Raw genomic sequence first — 18,706 nt, 5'->3', positions numbered from 1 at the left:
TCACCACCCAGCACCCGCAGCCGGGCCCCCACGGAAGGGGCCGTGGCGGTGCGTCGCAAGCCCGTCGCTTACGCCCGGATCGAGCAGCGGTTCCCTTGCCCGGCCCACGTCCGATCCGGCGGCGACGGGCTCGAGGTACCGCCACGGCCCCGACCCACCACAGCCACCCATCACAGCCACCCGGCACCGCCGGCGCAGCGCCTACGCGTCGATACGCGACCGATCCAGCGTCGCCGCAGAGCTGGAGATGAACTCCTTACGGGGAGCGACATCGTTCCCCATCAGCAGGTCAAACACCTGCTCGGACGCCTCCAGGTCGGAGATGTTGATCCGCCGCAGCGTCCGGTGACGCGGGTCCATCGTCGTCTCCGCCAGCTGATCGGCGTCCATCTCGCCAAGACCCTTGTAACGCTGGATCGAGTCCTTGTAGCGCACGTTCTTGCGCTGCAGCTCCAGCAGCGTCTCGCGCAGCTCACGGTCCGAGTACGTGTAGACGTACTTGTCCTGGCCCTTCTTGGGCTGGCTCAGCTCGATGCGGTGCAGTGGCGGCACCGCCGCGAACACCCGCCCCGCCTCGACCATCGGTCGCATGTACCGCTGGAAGAGTGTCAGCAGCAGAATCCGGATGTGCGCACCGTCGACGTCGGCGTCGACGAGCAGGATGATCTTCCCGTACCGCGCTGCGTCGATGTCGAACGTCCGGCCGGACCCGGCCCCTATGACCTGGATGATCGCACCGCACTCGGCGTTCTTGAGCATGTCCGTGACGGACGCCTTCTGGACGTTGAGGATCTTGCCGCGAATCGGCAGCAGCGCTTGGAACTCGGAGTTCCTGGCCAGCTTGGCGGTGCCGAGCGCGGAGTCTCCCTCGACGATGAACAGCTCGCTGCGCTCGACGTCGTCGCTGCGGCAGTCCGCGAGCTTGGCGGGCAGCGAGGAGGACTCGAGGGCCGTCTTGCGACGCTGCGCGTCCTTGTGCTGACGGGCCGCGATCCGCGTACGCGCGGCAGCCACGGCCTTCTCCATCACGACCCGGGCCTGCGCGGCCGCGTCCCGCTTCGTGGTGGTCAGGAAGGCCTTGAGTTCGTTGGAGACCACGTTCGTCACGATCCTGCGGGCCGCCGAGGTGCCGAGGACCTCCTTGGTCTGCCCCTCGAACTGCGGCTCCGCGAGGCGCACGGTGACGACGGCGGTCAGGCCCTCCAGCGCGTCGTCCTTGACGATGTCGTCCTCGGCGACCCGCAGCAGCTTCTTGGCCCGCAGCACCTCGTTCATCGTCTTGGCGACGGCCTGCTCGAAGCCGGCGACGTGGGTGCCGCCCTTGGGCGTGGCGATGATGTTCACGAACGACTTGAGGTTCGTGTCGTAACCGGTGCCCCAGCGCAGCGCCACGTCGACGCCGAGCTCACGGGTGACCTCGGTGGGCGTCATCTGTCCGTGGTCGTCCAGGACCGGGACGGTCTCCTTGAAGGTGCCCTGCCCGGAGAAGCGGAGGACGTCGCAGACGGGCTTGTCGGCGGCCAGGTACTCGCAGAATTCACTGATGCCGCCGTCGAAGCGGAAGGACTCCTCGCCCTTGCTGCCGCCCTCGCCGAGCCCGTATTCGTCACGGACGACGATGGTCAGGCCGGGCACCAGGAACGCGGTCTGGCGGGCGCGCTGGTGCAGGTTCTCCAGGGAGAGCTTGGCGTCCTTGAGGAAGATCTGGCGGTCGGCCCAGTAGCGCACGCGCGTGCCGGTGCGGGTCTTGGGGATCCGCTTCAGCTTCCGCAGACCGCTGCTCGCGTCGAAGGCGGCCTCGGGACCGTCCGCCTTGAACGCTCCCGGGGTGCCGCGCCGGAAGCTCACCGCGTGGGTGTGGCCACCACGGTCCACCTCGACGTCGAGACGGGCGGAGAGCGCGTTCACCACGGAGGCGCCCACGCCGTGCAGACCGCCGGAGGCCGCGTACGAGCCGCCTCCGAACTTGCCGCCCGCGTGCAGCTTGGTCATCACGACCTCGACGCCCGACATGCCTGTCTTGGGCTCCACGTCGACCGGGATGCCGCGGCCGTTGTCGCGCACCTCCACCGAGGCGTCGTCGTGCAGGATCACCTCGATGTGGTCACAGTAGCCCCCGAGGGCCTCGTCCACGGAGTTGTCGATGATCTCCCACAGGCAGTGCATCAGACCGCGGCTGTCGGTCGAGCCGATGTACATGCCGGGGCGCTTGCGTACGGCCTCGAGCCCCTCGAGGACGAGCAGGTGCCGCGCGGTGTAGTTGGAACCGTCCCGGTCTGCTCCGGTCAGCAACGCTGTGGACGGCACGGACGTGTCGGCGGTCACGCGGTTCGCTCCTCGCTGAATTTCAGGTGGGACCCTTTTGGGTAAGGGGTCGGCTTCGGTCTCCGCTCAGAGGGTACCGAGGCCTGGTAGAGCCGTTGTAACGCCACCCTCGCATGAACTCAGACTAGTCCAGGCTCGCATGGGTGTTCGATCCCTCGATGGAGTGAAGTACATATCACGTTCCCTTCCAGGCATGAACCATTTAGGCTCCGGGCACGTCCTCATGAACAACCGGCAAGCCAGCCGGGGAGGGCTGACCCTGACAGACAGCGCGAACCCGTAAGACACAAAGACACGTAATACGGCTCATTCGCCGCCACCCGGCAGCAGACAGCCGCCCCGGAAGAATTTTTCGAGGAAAAGCCACGAGCGGGAACGTTTTCGGCCTGGTTGGATGTTGACCCTGGTACGACAGCTCGTCGAGCTAGAGAAGAGGCGACGTGACTACTGTTCTGACCCCCGCGAGCCCGCTGACGGCCGCTGACCGCTGCGACCGTTGCGGCGCCCAGGCATATCTGCGCGTCGTCCTCCTCAGCGGCGGTGAACTGCTCTTCTGCGCCCACCACGGGCGCAAGTTTGAGCCGGAACTCAAGAAGATCGCCGCTGAGATACAGGACGAGACGGAGCGACTGACGTCGGTCCCGGCAACGTCCAACGACGAAGAGCGCTGACACTTCGCGTCAACGACGACGAGCCAGCTCTGGCAATAGGCCGGTGTACGGGCGGTCACCCCTGCTACTCGGGGTGGCCGCCCGTATGCGTACCGCTTCCCGGGCGGTGCGGTGTGCCTCCGCCCGGAGCCTCACGGCCCCGTGCAAAGGCGACAGGCGCCGGGCTCAGGCACGTCAACGCGTCACCGGTTCACACCCTTGCCGCGCACCTTCACGCGCCACCGGCCCGCTCCGGCGCACGTTGACGGGCCACCGGTCCGTACCGCTCCAGCGCACCTCCCTTCGTCACCGGCGCGGATCAGTCCCCCCACGCGCCACCTGGTTCCCTTCACCCGGCGCCCCGTGATCCGCGACCCGGTGCGGTCCGTGCCACATCCCTCCCACGCCTTCAGCGGCGCTTACCGAGCGCCTTGACGACGTCCGAGACCCGCGTGTAGACCCCGGGGCTTCCGGCCTGCCCACAGCCGCTGCCCCACGACACAAGGCCGATCAGCCGCCCCTGGGCCACCAGCGGGCCGCCGCTGTCCCCCTGGCAGGCATCCCGCCCACCCGCGGCCGCCCCGGCGCACACCATGGAAGTGGCTTGATAGGTTCCGTCCTCACTCCCCGGGTACGCACGCTCGCAGATGGAGTCGGACAGTACGTTCACGCCCGCGGACCGCAGACCGAGCGCGTAGGTGCCGGTGCCTGTCGTATCGCCCCAGCCGTAGACCGTGGCGGCCGTGCCGGGTGCGTACGCGGGATCCCCTGAGGGGGCCATACGGATGACCGAGCTCTGGGGCAGCGGGGAGGCGAGGGTGATCACGGCGAAGTCACCGGCGTTCGTGACGGCGTCGTACTGCGGATTGACCCAGGTGTCGCGCACCGGGATCTCCTTGCCGTTGCCGGACAGCAGGTCGGTGCGGTCCGCGATGATCTTCAAGTCGCGCATCTGCTGCGGCGGAGCCCCCAGCACGAGCGGGCTCAGGCAGTGGGCCGCAGTCAGCACGAGCGACGGGCCGATCACCACGCCCCCGCAGAACTGTCCGGCCCGCGTTCCCCCGAACCGGTCACGGCTGGACAGTGCGACCGTCCACGGGCTCTGGGCGATGTCGACCGGATGGCCCCCGATGACGATGTCGTCGGTCGCGGCCGGGGCGGGGGATGCCAGCGGTATGAGGGCCGCGGCGGCCGCAAGGGCCAGTACTGGGGCGAAAGGACGGCGCATGCGCTTTCCTCACTCTGGGATGGTCATGGAAAACCCAGAGTGATCCAGCGGACGGCAGTACGCACTCCATGCATGCGCCGAGGGCCCGGCTCCCCATCGGGAGCCGGGCCCTCGGCGACAGACGGTCGAGACCTAGTCGAGGTAGTCGCGCAGCACCTGCGAACGCGACGGGTGGCGCAGCTTCGACATCGTCTTGGACTCGATCTGACGGATCCGCTCACGCGTGACGCCGTACACCTTGCCGATCTCGTCGAGGGTCTTCGGCTGACCGTCGGTGAGACCGAAACGCATGGAGACGACGCCCGCCTCGCGCTCGGACAGAGTGTCGAGGACGGAGTGCAGCTGCTCCTGGAGGAGCGTGAAGCTGACCGCGTCGGCCGGGACGACGGCCTCGGAGTCCTCGATGAGGTCACCGAACTCGCTGTCGCCGTCCTCGCCCAGCGGGGTGTGCAGCGAGATGGGCTCGCGGCCGTACTTCTGAACCTCGATGACCTTCTCAGGGGTCATGTCGAGTTCCTTCGCCAGCTCCTCCGGGGTGGGCTCGCGGCCCAGGTCCTGGAGCATCTGACGCTGCACGCGCGCGAGCTTGTTGATGACCTCGACCATGTGCACCGGGATACGGATGGTGCGGGCCTGGTCGGCCATGGCGCGGGTGATCGCCTGACGGATCCACCAGGTGGCGTACGTGGAGAACTTGTAGCCCTTGGTGTAGTCGAACTTCTCCACCGCGCGGATCAGACCGAGGTTGCCCTCCTGGATGAGGTCCAGGAAGAGCATGCCGCGGCCGGTGTAGCGCTTGGCCAGGGAGACCACCAGGCGGAGGTTGGCCTCCAGGAGGTGGTTCTTGGCCCGACGGCCGTCCTCGGCGATGATCTCCAGCTCGCGCTTGAGCTTGGGGGCGAGCTTGTCGGCGTTGGCCAGCTTGTCCTCGGCGAACAGGCCCGCCTCGATGCGCTTGGCGAGCTCGACCTCCTGCTCGGCGTTGAGCAGGGGGACCTTGCCGATCTGCTTGAGGTAGTCCTTGACCGGGTCGGCGGTGGCGCCGGCCGCGGCGACCTGCTGCGCGGGCGCGTCGTCCTCGTCCTCGTCGGACAGGACGAAGCCCTGGGCGCCGTCCTCGGCGGGCTCCTCGGCACCGGGCTTGCCCGGGGTCTCCTCGACCGCCTCGTCGTCGATCAGCTCGACGTCGTCCTTCTTGGCGGTGGTCTTCTTGGCGACGGCCTTCTTGGCGACCGTCTTCTTGGCGACGGCCTTCTTGGCGACCGTCTTCTTGGCGGCGACCTTCTTGGCGGACGCGTCCTCAGCCGGATCGTCGGCCATGGGCACCGCCGGGGCGGTGGTGGCGGTGGCCTTCTTGGTGGTCACCGTCTTCGCCGCGACCGTCTTGGTGGCGGTGCGCTTGGCCGGACTCTTCGCTGCGACGCTCTTTCGGGTGCGCTTGGGCTCCGCGGCACTGACCATCAGCGTCACACCCTCTTCCTCGAGGATCTGGTTGAGGCTGCGCAGTACGTTCTTCCACTGAGTGGCCGGAATCTGGTCAGCTTCGAAGGCCCGACGCACGTCATCGCCGGCGATCTGCCCCTCAGCCTTTCCCCGCTCAATGAGCGCCATGACAGAGACGGACTCGGCGATCTCCGGCGGGAGCGTACGGGATGTGCTGGCCGACACGAACAACCTCTCGGAACGTTGGAAAACGGCTTCCGGCCCCGTCCACTGCGGACAGGAGCCGACGACCGCCGACTTGGGGATGGGTCGACGGCGCGGGCGGGAGCCGGGAAGATGCACAGCGCCGTAAACGGCGTCCGTATTCCCTCCTCGGCTGTCACCTCTTAGGTCATCGCGCAGTTCCGAAGAGCGTTACGCCCAATCTGCGTGGCCCGAGTCACACCCCATAAGTGCCCAAAAGCGGCCAGACACGGTCAGAGGAGGTCAGTCGATGGACTCATCACCTCAAACCGATGGGTTCATCACCTCAGCTGATGGCTTGATCACCTTCATCACATCGCCGGATCCCGCCGGATCCCGGAAGGATCCGACGGGGTCCGGCGGGGATGCTCCGCCGACCAAGCGATGCCACGAGAGGGCACACGCCCCCCGACCGCGCCGCCCTCGGGGCGCGATCAGTGCTCGCGCGGCGCGGGCACCACGCGCTCCACCTCGGGGTGAACGGCGAGCAACTGCCGCATGGCCGCCTCGGCCGCCGCGCCGTCGGCCTCGGCCAAGGCGTCGACGATCCGGCCGTGGTGCGTCAAGGAGGTCTCGGTCGGTCGGTCGCAGCCGGTGACGGGGCCGCCGGAGACCTGGAGCGCGGCCGAGACGATCCCGGAAAGGTGCTCCAGCATGCGATTGCCCGATACCTGGATGAGTAGCGAATGGAACTCCGCGTCGGCCCGCGAGAAGGTGAGCGAGTCACCCTGCGCCATGGCGTGGCCCATGATCTCGACCATGTCTCCGAGACGCTGCTGGACCTCCTCGCGCCCGTGCCCGGCGGCCAGGCGCGCGGCGAGCGGCTCGATCGTCCAGCGCAGCTCGCTCAGCTCGCGCCGCTGGTCGTCGCGCTGCGGCCCGAAGGCCCGCCATTCGATGATGTCCGGGTCGAGGAGATTCCAGTCACTGACGGGACGCACGCGCGTGCCGACGTTGGGGCGGGCGCTGACCAGCCCCTTCGCCTCCAGGACGCGGAGCGACTCACGGACGACGGTACGGGAGACCTCGAACCGTTGTCCGATCTCCTCGGGGACGAGCGGACGGTCCGCGCCCAGGTCGCCGGAGACGATCATCTGACCCAGCTGCTGAACGAGTTGGCCGTGCAGTCCGCGTCCGCGGCTGCCCGCGGCGCGCCGGCCGACGCGGCCCAGTTCCGGGTCCGCGCCCTCCCACGCGGAGGCGCCGACGCGTTCGGCACCAGGGCCCTCGGCGTAGGGGTAGCGGTCGAGTCCGCCCGGGCCGGCCAGGCCGGAGTCTGAGGAGCGGGCGGCGGTCATCATGGTGTGCGCAAGGGTACTCACGGATCATTTGTCGGCGCTGTCTCCAACTCCCTTGAGGTCTTTGGTGAAAAGCACACGAAAGGGTGATCGCTCACCGCGTCGCAATTGACGCCTTATCGGAAAGAAATGGGCGTTCTCCGGGGAGTTGTGCGCACGGCGAGAACGGAAGGGTAAGGACGGTCGTCATCGCACCCTGCTGCGCAGGGTCGTGAGCAGATACGCGCAGAGCAGAGCGGTCAGCGACAACATCAGGGCACCGCCGACAGGTTGGGCGACAAGGCGCGCCCCGGCCGCGATATAGCGCGCTCCCCCGAACGGCCATTGCATCAGCAGGAGCTCGCGCAGTCGCTCGGAAAACCCGGCCGCTTTCCGCACGGACGGACCCGCCAAGGTCTTTTGTACGAGTGGTACGACCACGACCGGGACGGCGAGCACCGCCGCGAGCCCGGCGGTGGTCGACCGGAAGATGCCTGCCGCCAGCACTCCCGCCCAGGCGCAGCCCACCGTGAGGCCGATCCAACTCGCGCTCAGCGAAAGCCAGTCCGGGGAACTCCGGCGAGATCTCGCCCGTAGACGAGATAGAGCATTTCGAGGTCGCAGCCCACCGTGAGGACGGCCAGCGCCAGCGCGGTGACCGAGGCGACGAGGAGTTTGGCGGCGAGCAGTCCCAGGCGGCGGGGGACGGTGCCGCGGTCCGCGGCCAGGGCGGGGTGGCGGAACTCCTCGCCGAAGGCGAGCGCCCCGAGCAGTCCCGCCCCGAGCGCCGCGGGCGGCAGGGGGCATTCCCGCGGCCAGGCGGCCAGGAGCCGCGGCTGGGGTGTGTGACCGATTCTGGCCAGGAGTACGGACAGCAGAGCTGAGGAGACCAGCACGGTGATCGCGGTGAGGTAGCCGGTGCCCACTCCGGTGGCGCGCCGCAGTTCGTAGCGCAGCGGACGCAGTGGGCTCGGTGCGTGGCGTACGGCGATGGGGGGCGGGAGCTGGGGCAGGTCCCGCGCGCCCGGCGAAGCGGCCTCACGGGTCCGCGACTCGGCCGTCGGCCTCGGCTCGTCGGGCGTGCGCGCCCCCGTCGCGGCTACGGCGGTGGCGGGTTCGTCGGTCGCGGGGGCGTCCTCCGTGGGGGCATCGTCCGCGGGGGCGTCCTCCGTGGGGGTGGAGGTCGCGGAGGCAGAGGTCAGGAGGGCAGAGGTGACTACGGTCGCGGAGGCGAGGCCCTCGGCGGGGAGCGTGGCACGTGGCCCCATGTCGCCGGTCTCGTCGGCGAGTTGGTGTACGAGGATGCCGTGCCGGAAGGCGGTCTCACCGATGTCGGCGCAGGTGCTGCCGTACACCGAGAGCCGGTTGCCGTCCTCGCGCACGACCTCGACGGAACGCTGCGCGGCGCGGGCCTCCTTGGCGAGCAGGGCTCCGAGGCGGGCGGCGTGCGGACTGCGGACGGCGACCCGGGGGCGGAGCCGGGTGCGGGCGAAGTCCGCGGCCTCCTGGTCGGCGACGAGCCGGCCTCCCTCCAGCGTAATGACCCGGTCGGCCGTCCGAGCGGCCTCCTTGGGGTCGTCCGTGCTGAACAGAACAGTGCCTCCGTGGGCCGCGTGCGCCCGCAGAATCCCGTGCAGCCAACGACCTTCGGTGACGGAGAGCCCGCCGGCGGGATCATCGAGGACGAGGGCGTGCGGATCGGACAGCAGCGCACAGGCCAGGCCCAGACGGCGATCCATACCGCGCGACAGGGTGCCCAGCCGTTCGTCGCACAGGCTCACGAGCCCGACGACCTCCATCACTTCGTCGACGCGCCGAATCGGGGCACCGGCGGCCGCGCACACCATGCCGAGCTGTCCGCGGATCGTACGCGCGGGATGGCCCGGCACCTCGCTCAGGAGCACCCCGACTTCACGCATGGGATGGGCGATCCGGTGCAGTGGACGGCCTCTGAAGTAGGTGATTCCACGGCCCCGCTGGAGTTCGAGCATGAGCCTCAGCGTCGTCGTCTTGCCCGCGCCCGGGGCTCCGAGGAGCGCTGTGACACGACCCGGGCGCGCCTCGAAGGACACGTCGTCGACGGCGGGGGAGCTCCTTGCGGGGATTGCTGGTCAATCCGATGGCCTGGATCACTCACAGCAAGATAGCGTGACATTTGCGGTTTTTCGGGCACCTTGCGGCTCATCCGAGGCAGCTCTCTCCACTCTTTCGGCGCGACGCGCCCTGCGAGCCGATCCGCCCTCGTCAGACCTCGGGGCGCAGCATCGGGGGATTGAGCAATGTGGCACCGCCGGCGCGGAACAGCTGCGCGGGTCGGCCGCCCTGGCGCGTGGTCGTGCCGCCTGTGGGCACGAGGAACCCCGGAGTGCCCGTCACCTTGCGGTGGAAGTTGCGCGGGTCGAGTGCCACCCCCCACACAGCCTCGTACACTCGGCGCAGCTCTCCGACGGTGAACTCGGACGGGCAGAAGGCGGTGGCCAGCGACGAGTACTCGATTTTGGACCGGGCGCGTTCCACCCCGTCCGAGAGGATCTGGGCGTGGTCGAAGGCGAGGGGTGCCGCCTGCTCTCCGTCGCGGCCGTAACCGCCCTGTTGCAGCAACTCCTCCACCGGCGCCCAGCGCGCGCTGTTGGCGTCGCCTCCGGCCCTGGGCGCGGGCAGATCGGGGGCCAGCGCGAGATGGGCGACGCTGACCACCCTCATCCGCGGGTCGCGCTTGGGGTCGCCGTAGGTCGCCAGCTGTTCCAGGTGCGCGCCGTTGTCCTGTGCCGGGGCCGACGGATCATGGGCGCGCAGTCCGGTCTCCTCGACCAGCTCGCGCGCTGCCGCCTGTGCCAGGTCCTCGTCGGGCCGTACGAAGCCGCCCGGGAGTGCCCATCGTCCCTGGAAAGGCTGTTCCCCCCTCCGTACCGCCAGCGCGCACAGGGCATGGCGACGCACGGTCAGCACGACCAGGTCCACGGTCACGGCAAACGGCGGAAAGGCCGACGGATCGTAGGGCATGTCGCGATCATAGTCGTCTGCCTGACGATAAACACGCCCTTCGTCAGTCGCTTCCACTGATGATCCACTTCCGTCCTGTACGGGTCCCACCGGCCGCCGCCGGTCGCCGTCCGAGGACGCGTCGCGCGAGGTCACACGCCCAACTGCAGTCCGTCGGCCGCCTCCTCCACCATCGCGAGACCGAGTCTGCTGACGCGCACGGAGAACGTGGCGCCCGCGATCCGCAGTCCCGTCAGTCCGATCTCGCCCAGCGGCGCGCTACCGACCGGGCGCAGTGTCACCGTCCGGGCCGGGGCGTCGGGGCGGATGCCCGCGAGGGAGGTGAGGAGCAGCACCCCGGCGGCCGCCGCCGTGGCCGCAGGCCGACAGGCAGCGGGGTGCGGGAGCGGGGCGCCGCCTTCCGTGCGCTGCTCTCCCGCGTACATCTCGGGCAGCCTGTTTCCGAAGGTCTCGGCGGCCGCCAGCAGCCCCCGGAGCAGAGCGCTCGCCTCCTTCTCGTAGCCGGCGGTGACCAGGCCGGTGACGGCGGTCACGGTCTCCTGGACACGCACGGCGCCGCCGCGGTGTCCGAAGGGGTTGTACGCCGCCTCCCTGGCACCCAGGCTGCGCAGACCCCAGCCTGAGTCCATGGCCGGACCGCCGAGCAGCCGTGCGAGCTGCTCGGTCTGCGCCTTGTCGAGGAGGCCGGGGGCGAACACGCCGGAGCCGAGCAGCCCCGTGTCGAGGAGGTGGGCGGTGCTCGCGCCGAGGTGGGGTACGAGGCGCCCGTCCGGTGCCCGGGCGGCCGCCGGTCTGCCGCCTCCCCGGTCCTCGGCCCAGAAGTCCCCGCGGAACGCGGTCCGCAGTTCCCGGGCCCACTGCACCAGTCCCTCGCCACCCGGCCGGCCGTACGTGTCGAGCAGATCGGCGCCCAGCAGTGCCGCGCGGTGGGCGTGCGCCTGCGTCTCGCAGCGGAACGGACCGCCGGGGTGCGGGTCGGGCAGATAGGTGCCGTCACCGGCGGTGGTACGCAGCCAAGCGAGGCACCGCTCGGCAGCGGGCAGCAGTTCCTCGGTCTCCTGCTCCGGAAGTCCCCAGCGCCTGGCCTCCGCGAGCAGTACGGGGAACAGCAGGGTCGCCTCGGTGGCCGTGCAACCCGGTGGCAGGTACGGGCCGGCGTCCCGGCGCGGGCCGGGGATCAGGCCGGACTGCGGTCCGCGGCCCGCGATTTGGGTACGGGCGAGGGTCCGCAGCGTGCCCGCGGCGAGCCGGGTGCCGAGTGGCAGTGTCATCCGGGCCGCGACCAGTGCCTCGGCCGGCGCCAGGCCGCATCGCCACGGCGCCCCCGCCGCGAGGTGCGTGTCCGACGGGTGGGCGGCATCGCGCAGCAGTAGCGCCCGGAGGTCCTCGACGCAGGTGTCCATGAGCGCCTGGACCCTGGGGTCGTCGCCGGTGGCCCGCGCGGCGGAGAGCGGGCTCGTGGCGCCGCGGCCGACAGCTCTGGCCGGCCACGCACCGCCCGGTCGCACCCTCAACTCCACGCTCCGGGTGCCACCGGGTGGCAGTTCGAGCTCCCAGCGGAGCAGTCCCGCGGAGGCCAGCGCGTCGGCGGGCGGTGGGTCGGCGGTGACGATCGAGCTACCGGTGGCACAGGACCATCGCAGGCCCGAGTCGTGGACGCTGGCGGGCAGTTCGGGCCCGGCTCGGCCCGAGGCGACGGCGCCGAGCTCCGCGAGATCCGTGGCGAGGGCGACCTCGACGGGCACGCGCAGGGCGCGGGGGAGGCGCTGCGCAGCGTGATCCGTTCCGTGCCGTCCGCGTCGCGCGTCCGCTCCACGACCACGTCGGGATCCGGGCCGCCGTCGGCGGAGGCGCGCACCGTCCCGACGAAGCGGGCTCGGTCGGCGGCGACCATCCGGGCCTGTACGGCGAGCGGTTCGCGCCCCGCCACTCGCACCTGGCAGCGGGACAGCGTCCGGCGGCCGGCGCGGTAGAACCCCTCCAGCCCGCGGCCGGTCAGCTGCCCCTGGTCCGTGGAGATCGCCAGTCCCGGCAGGGCGACGCAGATCAGGGCGTTGTGCACGGGTGGCAGGTCCGTGGTCCGGCGCGGCCCGGGAAGCGGGGTGTGACGAGCCGCCGGACCGCCCGGGCCCGCGAAGGGGCTCAAAGTGCTCTCGGCTCCTGCGAACGGGGCCTGTGAACCGGCGCGGCGCGGGAAGGGCTGAGCGGGCCTGCGCACCGGCGGGAGGGCGCCGTCGGGATCGGAGGGTGGAACGGGCAGGGGCATGTGGCTTCCTCGGTCAGTGCGCCTGTGGCGCGCTCGGCGCCGGGTTGGGGGCTCCGAAGGGGCGAGGGCGTTCGGCGGCGCGGCCCAGCCACGGTTACCGCCGCACAGGTGAACGGAACGGCCCCGTCCGAGGTCACGCCCTGGGCCGGGCAAGCAGACCAAATGGCGGTGGGATGGTCGGCCGGGCATACCGCGGACGGCTGGTACGGGTGCGGTGGGGGCCGAGGGTTCGGGCTTGGAGAGCGCGGGCGCGCGCTGTCCGCCCGTGCCGCGCGGGCTGGGGCGTGCCGCCGCGCGCCGTCCGCCCGTGCCGCCCGGGCGGGGGTGTGCCGCCGCGTCGAGTGGGGTGACATCCGGCGCCCGGAGCACCTCAGGTGTCACCCGACCCGATGATCGTCGATCCGCTCCGCTCGCCCCGCTCACGTCTCCTCCCCCACAACCCGCCGACCACCCTTGCGGCGGGCACGTGCCCTTTCGCTCGCCGCCTCAGGCGCGCGCCCAGGTCCCTCCCCGCCGGGCGCGGCCTCATCGGTGGGCCGACGCCGACGGAGGCTGCCCGCCCCGGGGTGACGCCCGTTTCCGCGCGATGCCCCGATCCCCGCCCTGCGTGCCCTGCGCCGACGTCGGTTCGAGGTGCCCGGCGGCTCGGCGACATCGCGTGGCGTCGAGCGATCGGGACCCGATACCTGTTCCCCTTCCGCCCCGCTCCGGCCGGTGCGCTCCGCGCGCAGGCAACGGCGGATCGACTCCGGGTCGAGGCCCTCGTTGCACGCCTGGTGCAGAAGGCGGGCGAAGAGGTAGTCGGGATCGGCGCCGAGTGCCATGGCCAGGGCCTCGCGAGCCTCCAGTTCGTCACCGGTCGACCAGGCGACCCACCCGGCGAGGGTGAGGGGTGCCGCCGCGTGCTCGCCGTAGCGGCCGACGCACCGGCGGGCCAGCGCCCGCCAGAGGCGCAGGGCCGGGCCGGCCTCGTCACCCTCCATCCACTCGGCGGCGCGGTCACGGGTTGCGCGGTCCTGGAGTCCGAGGATCAAGGCGGCGGCCTCGTCGTGCTCCAGGAGGCCGTCGTCGCGGAGGTCCGCCGGGCGTGTGCCGGACGCGGGCGGGGCGTCGGCGAACCGCTTCACGATCTGCCGGGCCAGTCCGAGGGTCTCCTCGGCCACCTCCGCGCGGCCGTCGCCGTCGAGGATCCTGGGAACCAGGGACATGCTCGCCGTGTCGAGCGCGGTCTGCTGATCCCGTGCGACCGCGCCTTCCCACGGAATGAACCGAGCGGTGAACTCCCTCAGCGATCCGCGAACTTGGAGGCCGGCGTAGGTCGCGGCAGCGGCCAGGACGGAGGTGCCGGGCAGTCCCATCGGATGCCCCTCGGACGGACAGCACCCCTGGCCGGGGCAGCAGTACGACCAGAAGCGGCCGTCGGAGATGCACAGAGCCTCGATGACGGGGACGTCGAGGCGACCGCAGGCCGTGCGCAGAAACTGCGCGAGCGGCCGCAGACGTTCCATGACGTCCCGTCCCGATTCCCCGGTCCCCGGCTCCTGGCAGAGGTAGGCGACCATGCTCTCGGGCCGTGCCCCTCTGCGCTCGCTTCCCTTCACCAGTCCTTGCGCCAGCTGATCGGCGACGGACGGCCAGTCGTCCACGTGAGCGGAGATGCCGAGCCGTGCCCGCCCACCGAAGCGGCCGCGCCTCTCCCCGTCGTGCAGGGCCACCAGCACGACGCTGTCCTCGGGCCGGTAGCCGAGCAGGTAGGGCAGGGCATCGGCCAGTTCGGCCGGTGTGCGCAGGGTCACCTGGTGCCGACCGGGCAGGTCGCGCCCATCGTGCGCGCCCCGTCCGCTGCGCCCGCTCGGCGCGTGGCCCGCGCTGTCTCCCCCGTGCCGACCGCGCCCGCTGATGTCACTGTCACCGGACATGTCGGCCGCTTCGCTGTGATTCGTCATGCCGTGACCATCCCGCGGATCTTGAAATTCCGCTTTGCCCTGTGGATAACCCTGGCCATGACCACGACATGACTTGTCCACAGCCAGGCGGTCTCGTTCGCGCTATGTCCGACCCATCGGGTTGCATGGGGCCATGAGCAACGACGACCCACGCCCCCCGACCCCCACGGACCTGCCCAACGCCGACCTGCGCGCCGCGGCCGATGTCGTACTCGCCCGCCTTGTCGGCGCCCCGGCGGGCGAGGCCCGGCTGCGCGAAGACCAGTGGCGCGCCATCGAGGCCCTGGTGGCCGACAAGCGCAGAGCCCTCGTCGTGCAGCGCACGGGCTGGGGCAAGTCCGCCGTGTACTTCGTCGCCACCGCGCTGCTGCGCGAGCGGGGCGCCGGGCCCACGGTCATCGTCTCGCCGCTCCTCGCCCTCATGCGCAACCAGGTGGAGGCGGCCGCCCGCGCCGGCATCCACGCGCGGAGCATCAACTCGTCGAACACGGAGGAGTGGGAGACGATCCAGGCCGAGGTGGCCGCGAGCGAGGTCGACGTGCTCCTGGTGAGCCCGGAGCGGCTCAACAATCCCGATTTCCGCGATCAGGTGCTGCCCAAGCTGGCCGCGGCGACCGGCCTGCTCGTGGTGGACGAGGCACACTGCATCTCCGACTGGGGACACGACTTCCGGCCGGACTACCGCAGGCTGCGCACGATGCTGGCCGATCTCCCGCCGGGCGTCCCCGTCCTGGCCACCACCGCGACCGCCAACGCGCGCGTGACGGCCGATGTGGCCGAACAGCTGGGCACCGGCGCCAGCACCGACGCACTCGTCCTGCGCGGACCGCTGGACCGGGAGAGCCTGAGCCTCGGTGTGCTGCGGCTGCCGGACGCCGCCCACCGGATGGCCTGGCTCGCCGAGCACCTGAGCGACCTGCCGGGCTCGGGCATCATCTACACACTCACCGTGGCCGCCGCCGAGGAGGTCACCGCGTTCCTGCGCCAGAGCGGGCACACCGTCACCTCGTACACCGGAAAGACGGAGAACGCGGACCGCCAGCAGGCCGAGGAGGACCTCCTCGCCAACCGCGTCAAGGCCCTGGTCGCCACCTCCGCGCTGGGCATGGGCTTCGACAAGCCCGACCTCGGATTCGTGGTGCACCTGGGCTCCCCCTCCTCCCCCATCGCGTACTACCAGCAGGTGGGGCGCGCGGGCCGCGGGGTGAAGCATGCCGAGGTGCTTCTCCTGCCGGGCAAGGAGGACCAGGCGATCTGGGAGTACTTCGCGTCGATCGCCTTCCCTCCGGAGGAGCAGGTGCGCCGGACCCTGGACGTCCTGGCCCGCGCCGAGAGGCCGCTCTCGCTGCCCGCCCTCGAACCCCTGGTGGAGCTGCGCAGGTCCCGTCTGGAGACGATGCTCAAAGTGCTCGACGTGGACGGCGCGGTGCGGCGCGTCCAGGGCGGCTGGATCTCCACGGGCGTGCCCTGGACGTACGACACCGAGCGCTACGCCTGGGTCGCCAAGCAGCGGGCCGCCGAACAGCAGGCGATGCGCGACTACGTGTCGACCACCGGCTGCCGGATGGAGTTTCTGCGGCGTCAGCTCGACGACGAGCTGGCGAAGCCGTGCGGGCGCTGCGACACGTGTGCGGGAGCCCGGTTCGAGGCGTCCGTGTCCCCCGCCGCACTCGACGCGGCCAACGGCGAGCTGGGCCGCGCCGGTGTCGACGTCGACCCCCGCAAGATGTGGCCTACGGGCCTGCCGGCCGTCGGCGTCGACCTGAAGGGGCGAATCCCGGCGGGCGAACAAGCGGCACCGGGGCGCGCCTTGGGGCGGCTCTCGGACATCGGCTGGGGCAACCGGCTGCGGCCGATGCTCACACCCCAGGCACCGGACGGACCCGTGCCGGACGATGTGGCGAAGGCCGTGGTCGGCGTCCTGACCGACTGGGCGAAGGGGCCGGGCGGCTGGGCCTCCGGGCAGCCCGACGCGCAGCCGCGCCCGGTCGGCGTCGTCACCATGGCCTCGCGCAGGCGTCCGCAGTTGATCCAGTCGCTGGGCGCACGGATCGCGGAGGTCGGCCGACTGCCGCTGCTGGGGTCCGTGGAGTACGTCGGCGAGGCCGTCGCACAGGTCTCCCGGAGCAACAGCGCCCAGCGGCTCAAGGCACTCGACGGAGCGCTGGCCGTGCCGCCCGCGCTGGCAGCCGCCCTCAAGGAAGCAGGCGGTCCCGTGCTGCTCGTGGACGACGCCACCGAGACGGGCTGGACGCTCGCGGTCGCCGCGCGCATGCTGCGACGATCCGGGGCGCAGGGGGTGTTGCCGCTGGTCCTGGCCGTGCAGGCATGACCCACGTGTCGCGAACGAGAACAGTGGGCAGGGATATACACGACGTATAGCCGGAAAACGGTCGGTGGCCCCAATTGCTCGTTGCCGCAGCCAAGTTCGACAGGAAGAATTGAGGTCCGCTCCCCGCACGGCTCGCCCGTGATCCGGTAGGGCTCTGCTGCGGCGTGCGCTCCCCCAAGTCCGACCCCGCCCGCTGTGTGGGCGCGTAGCCGAAGGGAGGACCGTGACCTTCGGATTCGCTCCGTCCTCGGCGGCATCCATGTCGACGTCTGCCGATCTGTCCGCCGCTTCCGCCAACCCACTGACCCGTATGCTCGAACCCGCCGAATGGGCCGCTGCGGGGATTCCGCTGCTGCGCAATCCCCGGGAGGTCGTCAGCGGATTGCACGCACGGCACCGGCCGAGACCCACGACCGCCGTCGTGGCCGTCCTCGACGCGGACGAACGGCTGCGGGCGAGCGCCTCGTTCACCCGGCGGTCGGCGCCGGCCGACGGCTGGATGTTCCGCAACTCCCTGCTGGCGCAGCTGCGCCGGGTGATCCCGCACGACCTGCGCCGCCGCACCCCGGTACGCACGGCGGTACTGCTCTACTGCCGCGAGGGCGACGCACGGTGGACCGAGGAGGACGGGGCGTGGATGTGGGGGCTGCGGGACGCCTGCACCCTCCACGGGCTGCGCTGCGGCGCCTACATCACGCTGACGCACGACGGCTGGCAGGTACTCGGCGAAGGCCGCGGCGGACGCCGTCCGAGCGCGGACTCCCCACCGGAGTCCTTCGCTCTGACCGAGGCACCGCCGCCGCTCCCGCGCACCGGGGGCGCCGCGTCGGAGGTGCTGCGCCGGGCGGCCGCCCGCTGAGTCGCCCGCGGCCGTGAGGCCTCGGCGCCCGCCCAGGCACCGACCCGCCTTGCAGGCCCCCTGAGGAGCACTCGTCCCCCGGGGTTCGGGCGCGTCCGCCCCGTCGTGGGGCCCCGCGGCGCGGCAGGACCGGGCAGGGGCAGTGCCATAGCGCTCGCGCCCGCTCCAGCGGCGTACGCGCCCCTCCGGAACATGCGGACGACCACCGGGGCCGTCCGACGCCGACGTACGCCGGGGAGACACCCCGCCATCAGAGACGCGCACCGCCCTCACCACGACCTCGGCGAGCAAGCACTCACTTCGGGCCATGAACCACGGGCACATGGACCACAGGCACACTCACTGCAGGCACGCCAAAAAGACCGCCGTACAGGTGGTGCCGTAGTGGCACCACCATCACGCCCTAGGCATCACGCCCTCAGCATCGCCCCGAGCCTCGCCCGAGCGAATCCCGGACGGTGTCCGGGATTCGTTCAGACCCCGGCGCCCAGCACCGAGTTGATCTGCTGCGGGTCGCCGCAGACGATCAGCAGGGCGCCGGCCCGGCCGAGGGCCAGGGGCAGGGCGGTGGCGGCGGCGTCGGGACCGCCGTTGACGGCGACCACGACCACGGGACGGGACGCGGCCCGGCCCGCGACGGAGGCGTCGGCGTAGAAGACGTCGTCGCCCGCGTCGTGCTGCGCCCAGTAGGCGGCTTCGCCGAAGGAGAGTTCGTGCGCGGCCCACGGATGCGGTTCGCCGGTGGTGATCACCAGCACCTCACCGGGGGCTCGGCCCGACTCCAACAGCAGGTCGACCGCTTCTTCGGCGGCGTCCAGCGCACCCTCGACCGAGGCCGGGATCAGCTGGACCTGTGGGGTGGCGGCAGCGGGCGCGGCCGCCGGGGCGGATGACCCCGGCGTGGCCACGACCGGCTCACGCGGGGTGCGTTGGGCCGGCATCGGCCGGACAGGTCCCGGACGTCCGGGACGCGGCGGAGCCGCGGGACGGGGACCGGGTACGGGACGGGGGGTCGGCGCGGTGCGGCCACTGGCCGGAGTCGCGCGGGGACCCTGGGCACTCTCGTGAATCTGAGGCTCCTCGGGAATGAGAGGCATGAGCTGATATTTATCAAACGCCGGTGCGACTCGCGTC

10 protein-coding genes and 2 pseudogenes are annotated in these 18,706 nt (G+C 71.3%); 3 read left to right on the top strand and 9 right to left on the bottom strand.

What is annotated here, in order from left to right:
* Positions 1–201: 201 nt before the first annotated feature.
* Complete coding sequence (locus AAFF41_RS34555) at positions 202–2,325, bottom strand: DNA gyrase/topoisomerase IV subunit B (RefSeq protein ID WP_060894394.1); 2,124 nt, start codon at positions 2,323–2,325, stop codon at positions 202–204.
* A gap of 440 nt (positions 2,326–2,765) precedes the next feature.
* On the opposite strand from AAFF41_RS34555, the gene AAFF41_RS34550 reads away from it, so the two are divergent.
* Entirely contained in the window at positions 2,766–2,996 is a 231-nt protein-coding gene (locus tag AAFF41_RS34550) for a DUF7455 domain-containing protein (protein WP_075030622.1), read from the top strand.
* Positions 2,997–3,384: 388 nt separating this feature from the next.
* Here the strand turns inward: AAFF41_RS34550 and AAFF41_RS34545 are convergent, their stop codons facing one another.
* The 7 genes and pseudogenes from AAFF41_RS34545 to AAFF41_RS34515 form a co-directional block, all read right to left on the bottom strand.
* Positions 3,385–4,203 carry a S1 family serine peptidase gene (locus AAFF41_RS34545; RefSeq protein ID WP_319748442.1) on the bottom strand — a complete coding sequence of 273 codons (819 nt, stop codon included), beginning with the start codon at positions 4,201–4,203 and terminating at the stop codon, positions 3,385–3,387.
* 132 nt (positions 4,204–4,335) lie between these two features.
* Positions 4,336–5,871, bottom strand: a complete 1,536-nt coding sequence (locus AAFF41_RS34540) for an RNA polymerase sigma factor (protein WP_060894398.1) — start codon at positions 5,869–5,871, stop codon at positions 4,336–4,338.
* A gap of 452 nt (positions 5,872–6,323) precedes the next feature.
* Positions 6,324–7,211, bottom strand: coding sequence for a FadR/GntR family transcriptional regulator (locus tag AAFF41_RS34535; protein ID WP_319748441.1), 888 nt, complete (start codon positions 7,209–7,211; stop codon positions 6,324–6,326).
* Between the two features lie 162 nt (positions 7,212–7,373).
* Positions 7,374–9,299, bottom strand: a pseudogene (locus AAFF41_RS34530) (ATP-binding cassette domain-containing protein).
* A 111-nt stretch (positions 9,300–9,410) separates the two neighbouring features.
* On the bottom strand, positions 9,411–10,169 hold the full coding sequence (locus AAFF41_RS34525) for an NUDIX hydrolase (RefSeq protein ID WP_054229890.1): 759 nt from the start codon (positions 10,167–10,169) through the stop codon (positions 9,411–9,413).
* Positions 10,170–10,300: 131 nt separating this feature from the next.
* Positions 10,301–12,168: pseudogene (locus AAFF41_RS34520) on the bottom strand (glycogen debranching N-terminal domain-containing protein).
* Between the two features lie 686 nt (positions 12,169–12,854).
* Entirely contained in the window at positions 12,855–14,381 is a 1,527-nt protein-coding gene (locus tag AAFF41_RS34515) for a DUF4192 domain-containing protein (protein ID WP_343325155.1), read from the bottom strand.
* A 133-nt stretch (positions 14,382–14,514) separates the two neighbouring features.
* Here AAFF41_RS34515 and AAFF41_RS34510 point away from each other — a divergent pair, with 133 nt between their 5' ends.
* Positions 14,515–16,713, top strand: coding sequence for a RecQ family ATP-dependent DNA helicase (locus tag AAFF41_RS34510; RefSeq protein ID WP_319748437.1), 2,199 nt, complete (start codon positions 14,515–14,517; stop codon positions 16,711–16,713).
* Positions 16,714–16,936: 223 nt separating this feature from the next.
* Positions 16,937–17,572 carry a hypothetical protein gene (locus AAFF41_RS34505; RefSeq protein ID WP_143603131.1) on the top strand — a complete coding sequence of 212 codons (636 nt, stop codon included), beginning with the start codon at positions 16,937–16,939 and terminating at the stop codon, positions 17,570–17,572.
* 473 nt (positions 17,573–18,045) lie between these two features.
* Here AAFF41_RS34505 and AAFF41_RS34500 read toward each other — a convergent pair whose 3' ends face one another.
* Positions 18,046–18,669, bottom strand: coding sequence for a hypothetical protein (locus AAFF41_RS34500; protein WP_319748436.1), 624 nt, complete (start codon positions 18,667–18,669; stop codon positions 18,046–18,048).
* Between the last annotated feature and the right edge of the window lie 37 nt (positions 18,670–18,706).

The organism is Streptomyces mirabilis (assembly GCF_039503195.1).
GTDB classification, from domain to species: Bacteria; Actinomycetota; Actinomycetes; order Streptomycetales; family Streptomycetaceae; genus Streptomyces; species Streptomyces mirabilis_D.
This window is presented reverse-complemented; position numbering and strand designations above follow the sequence as displayed.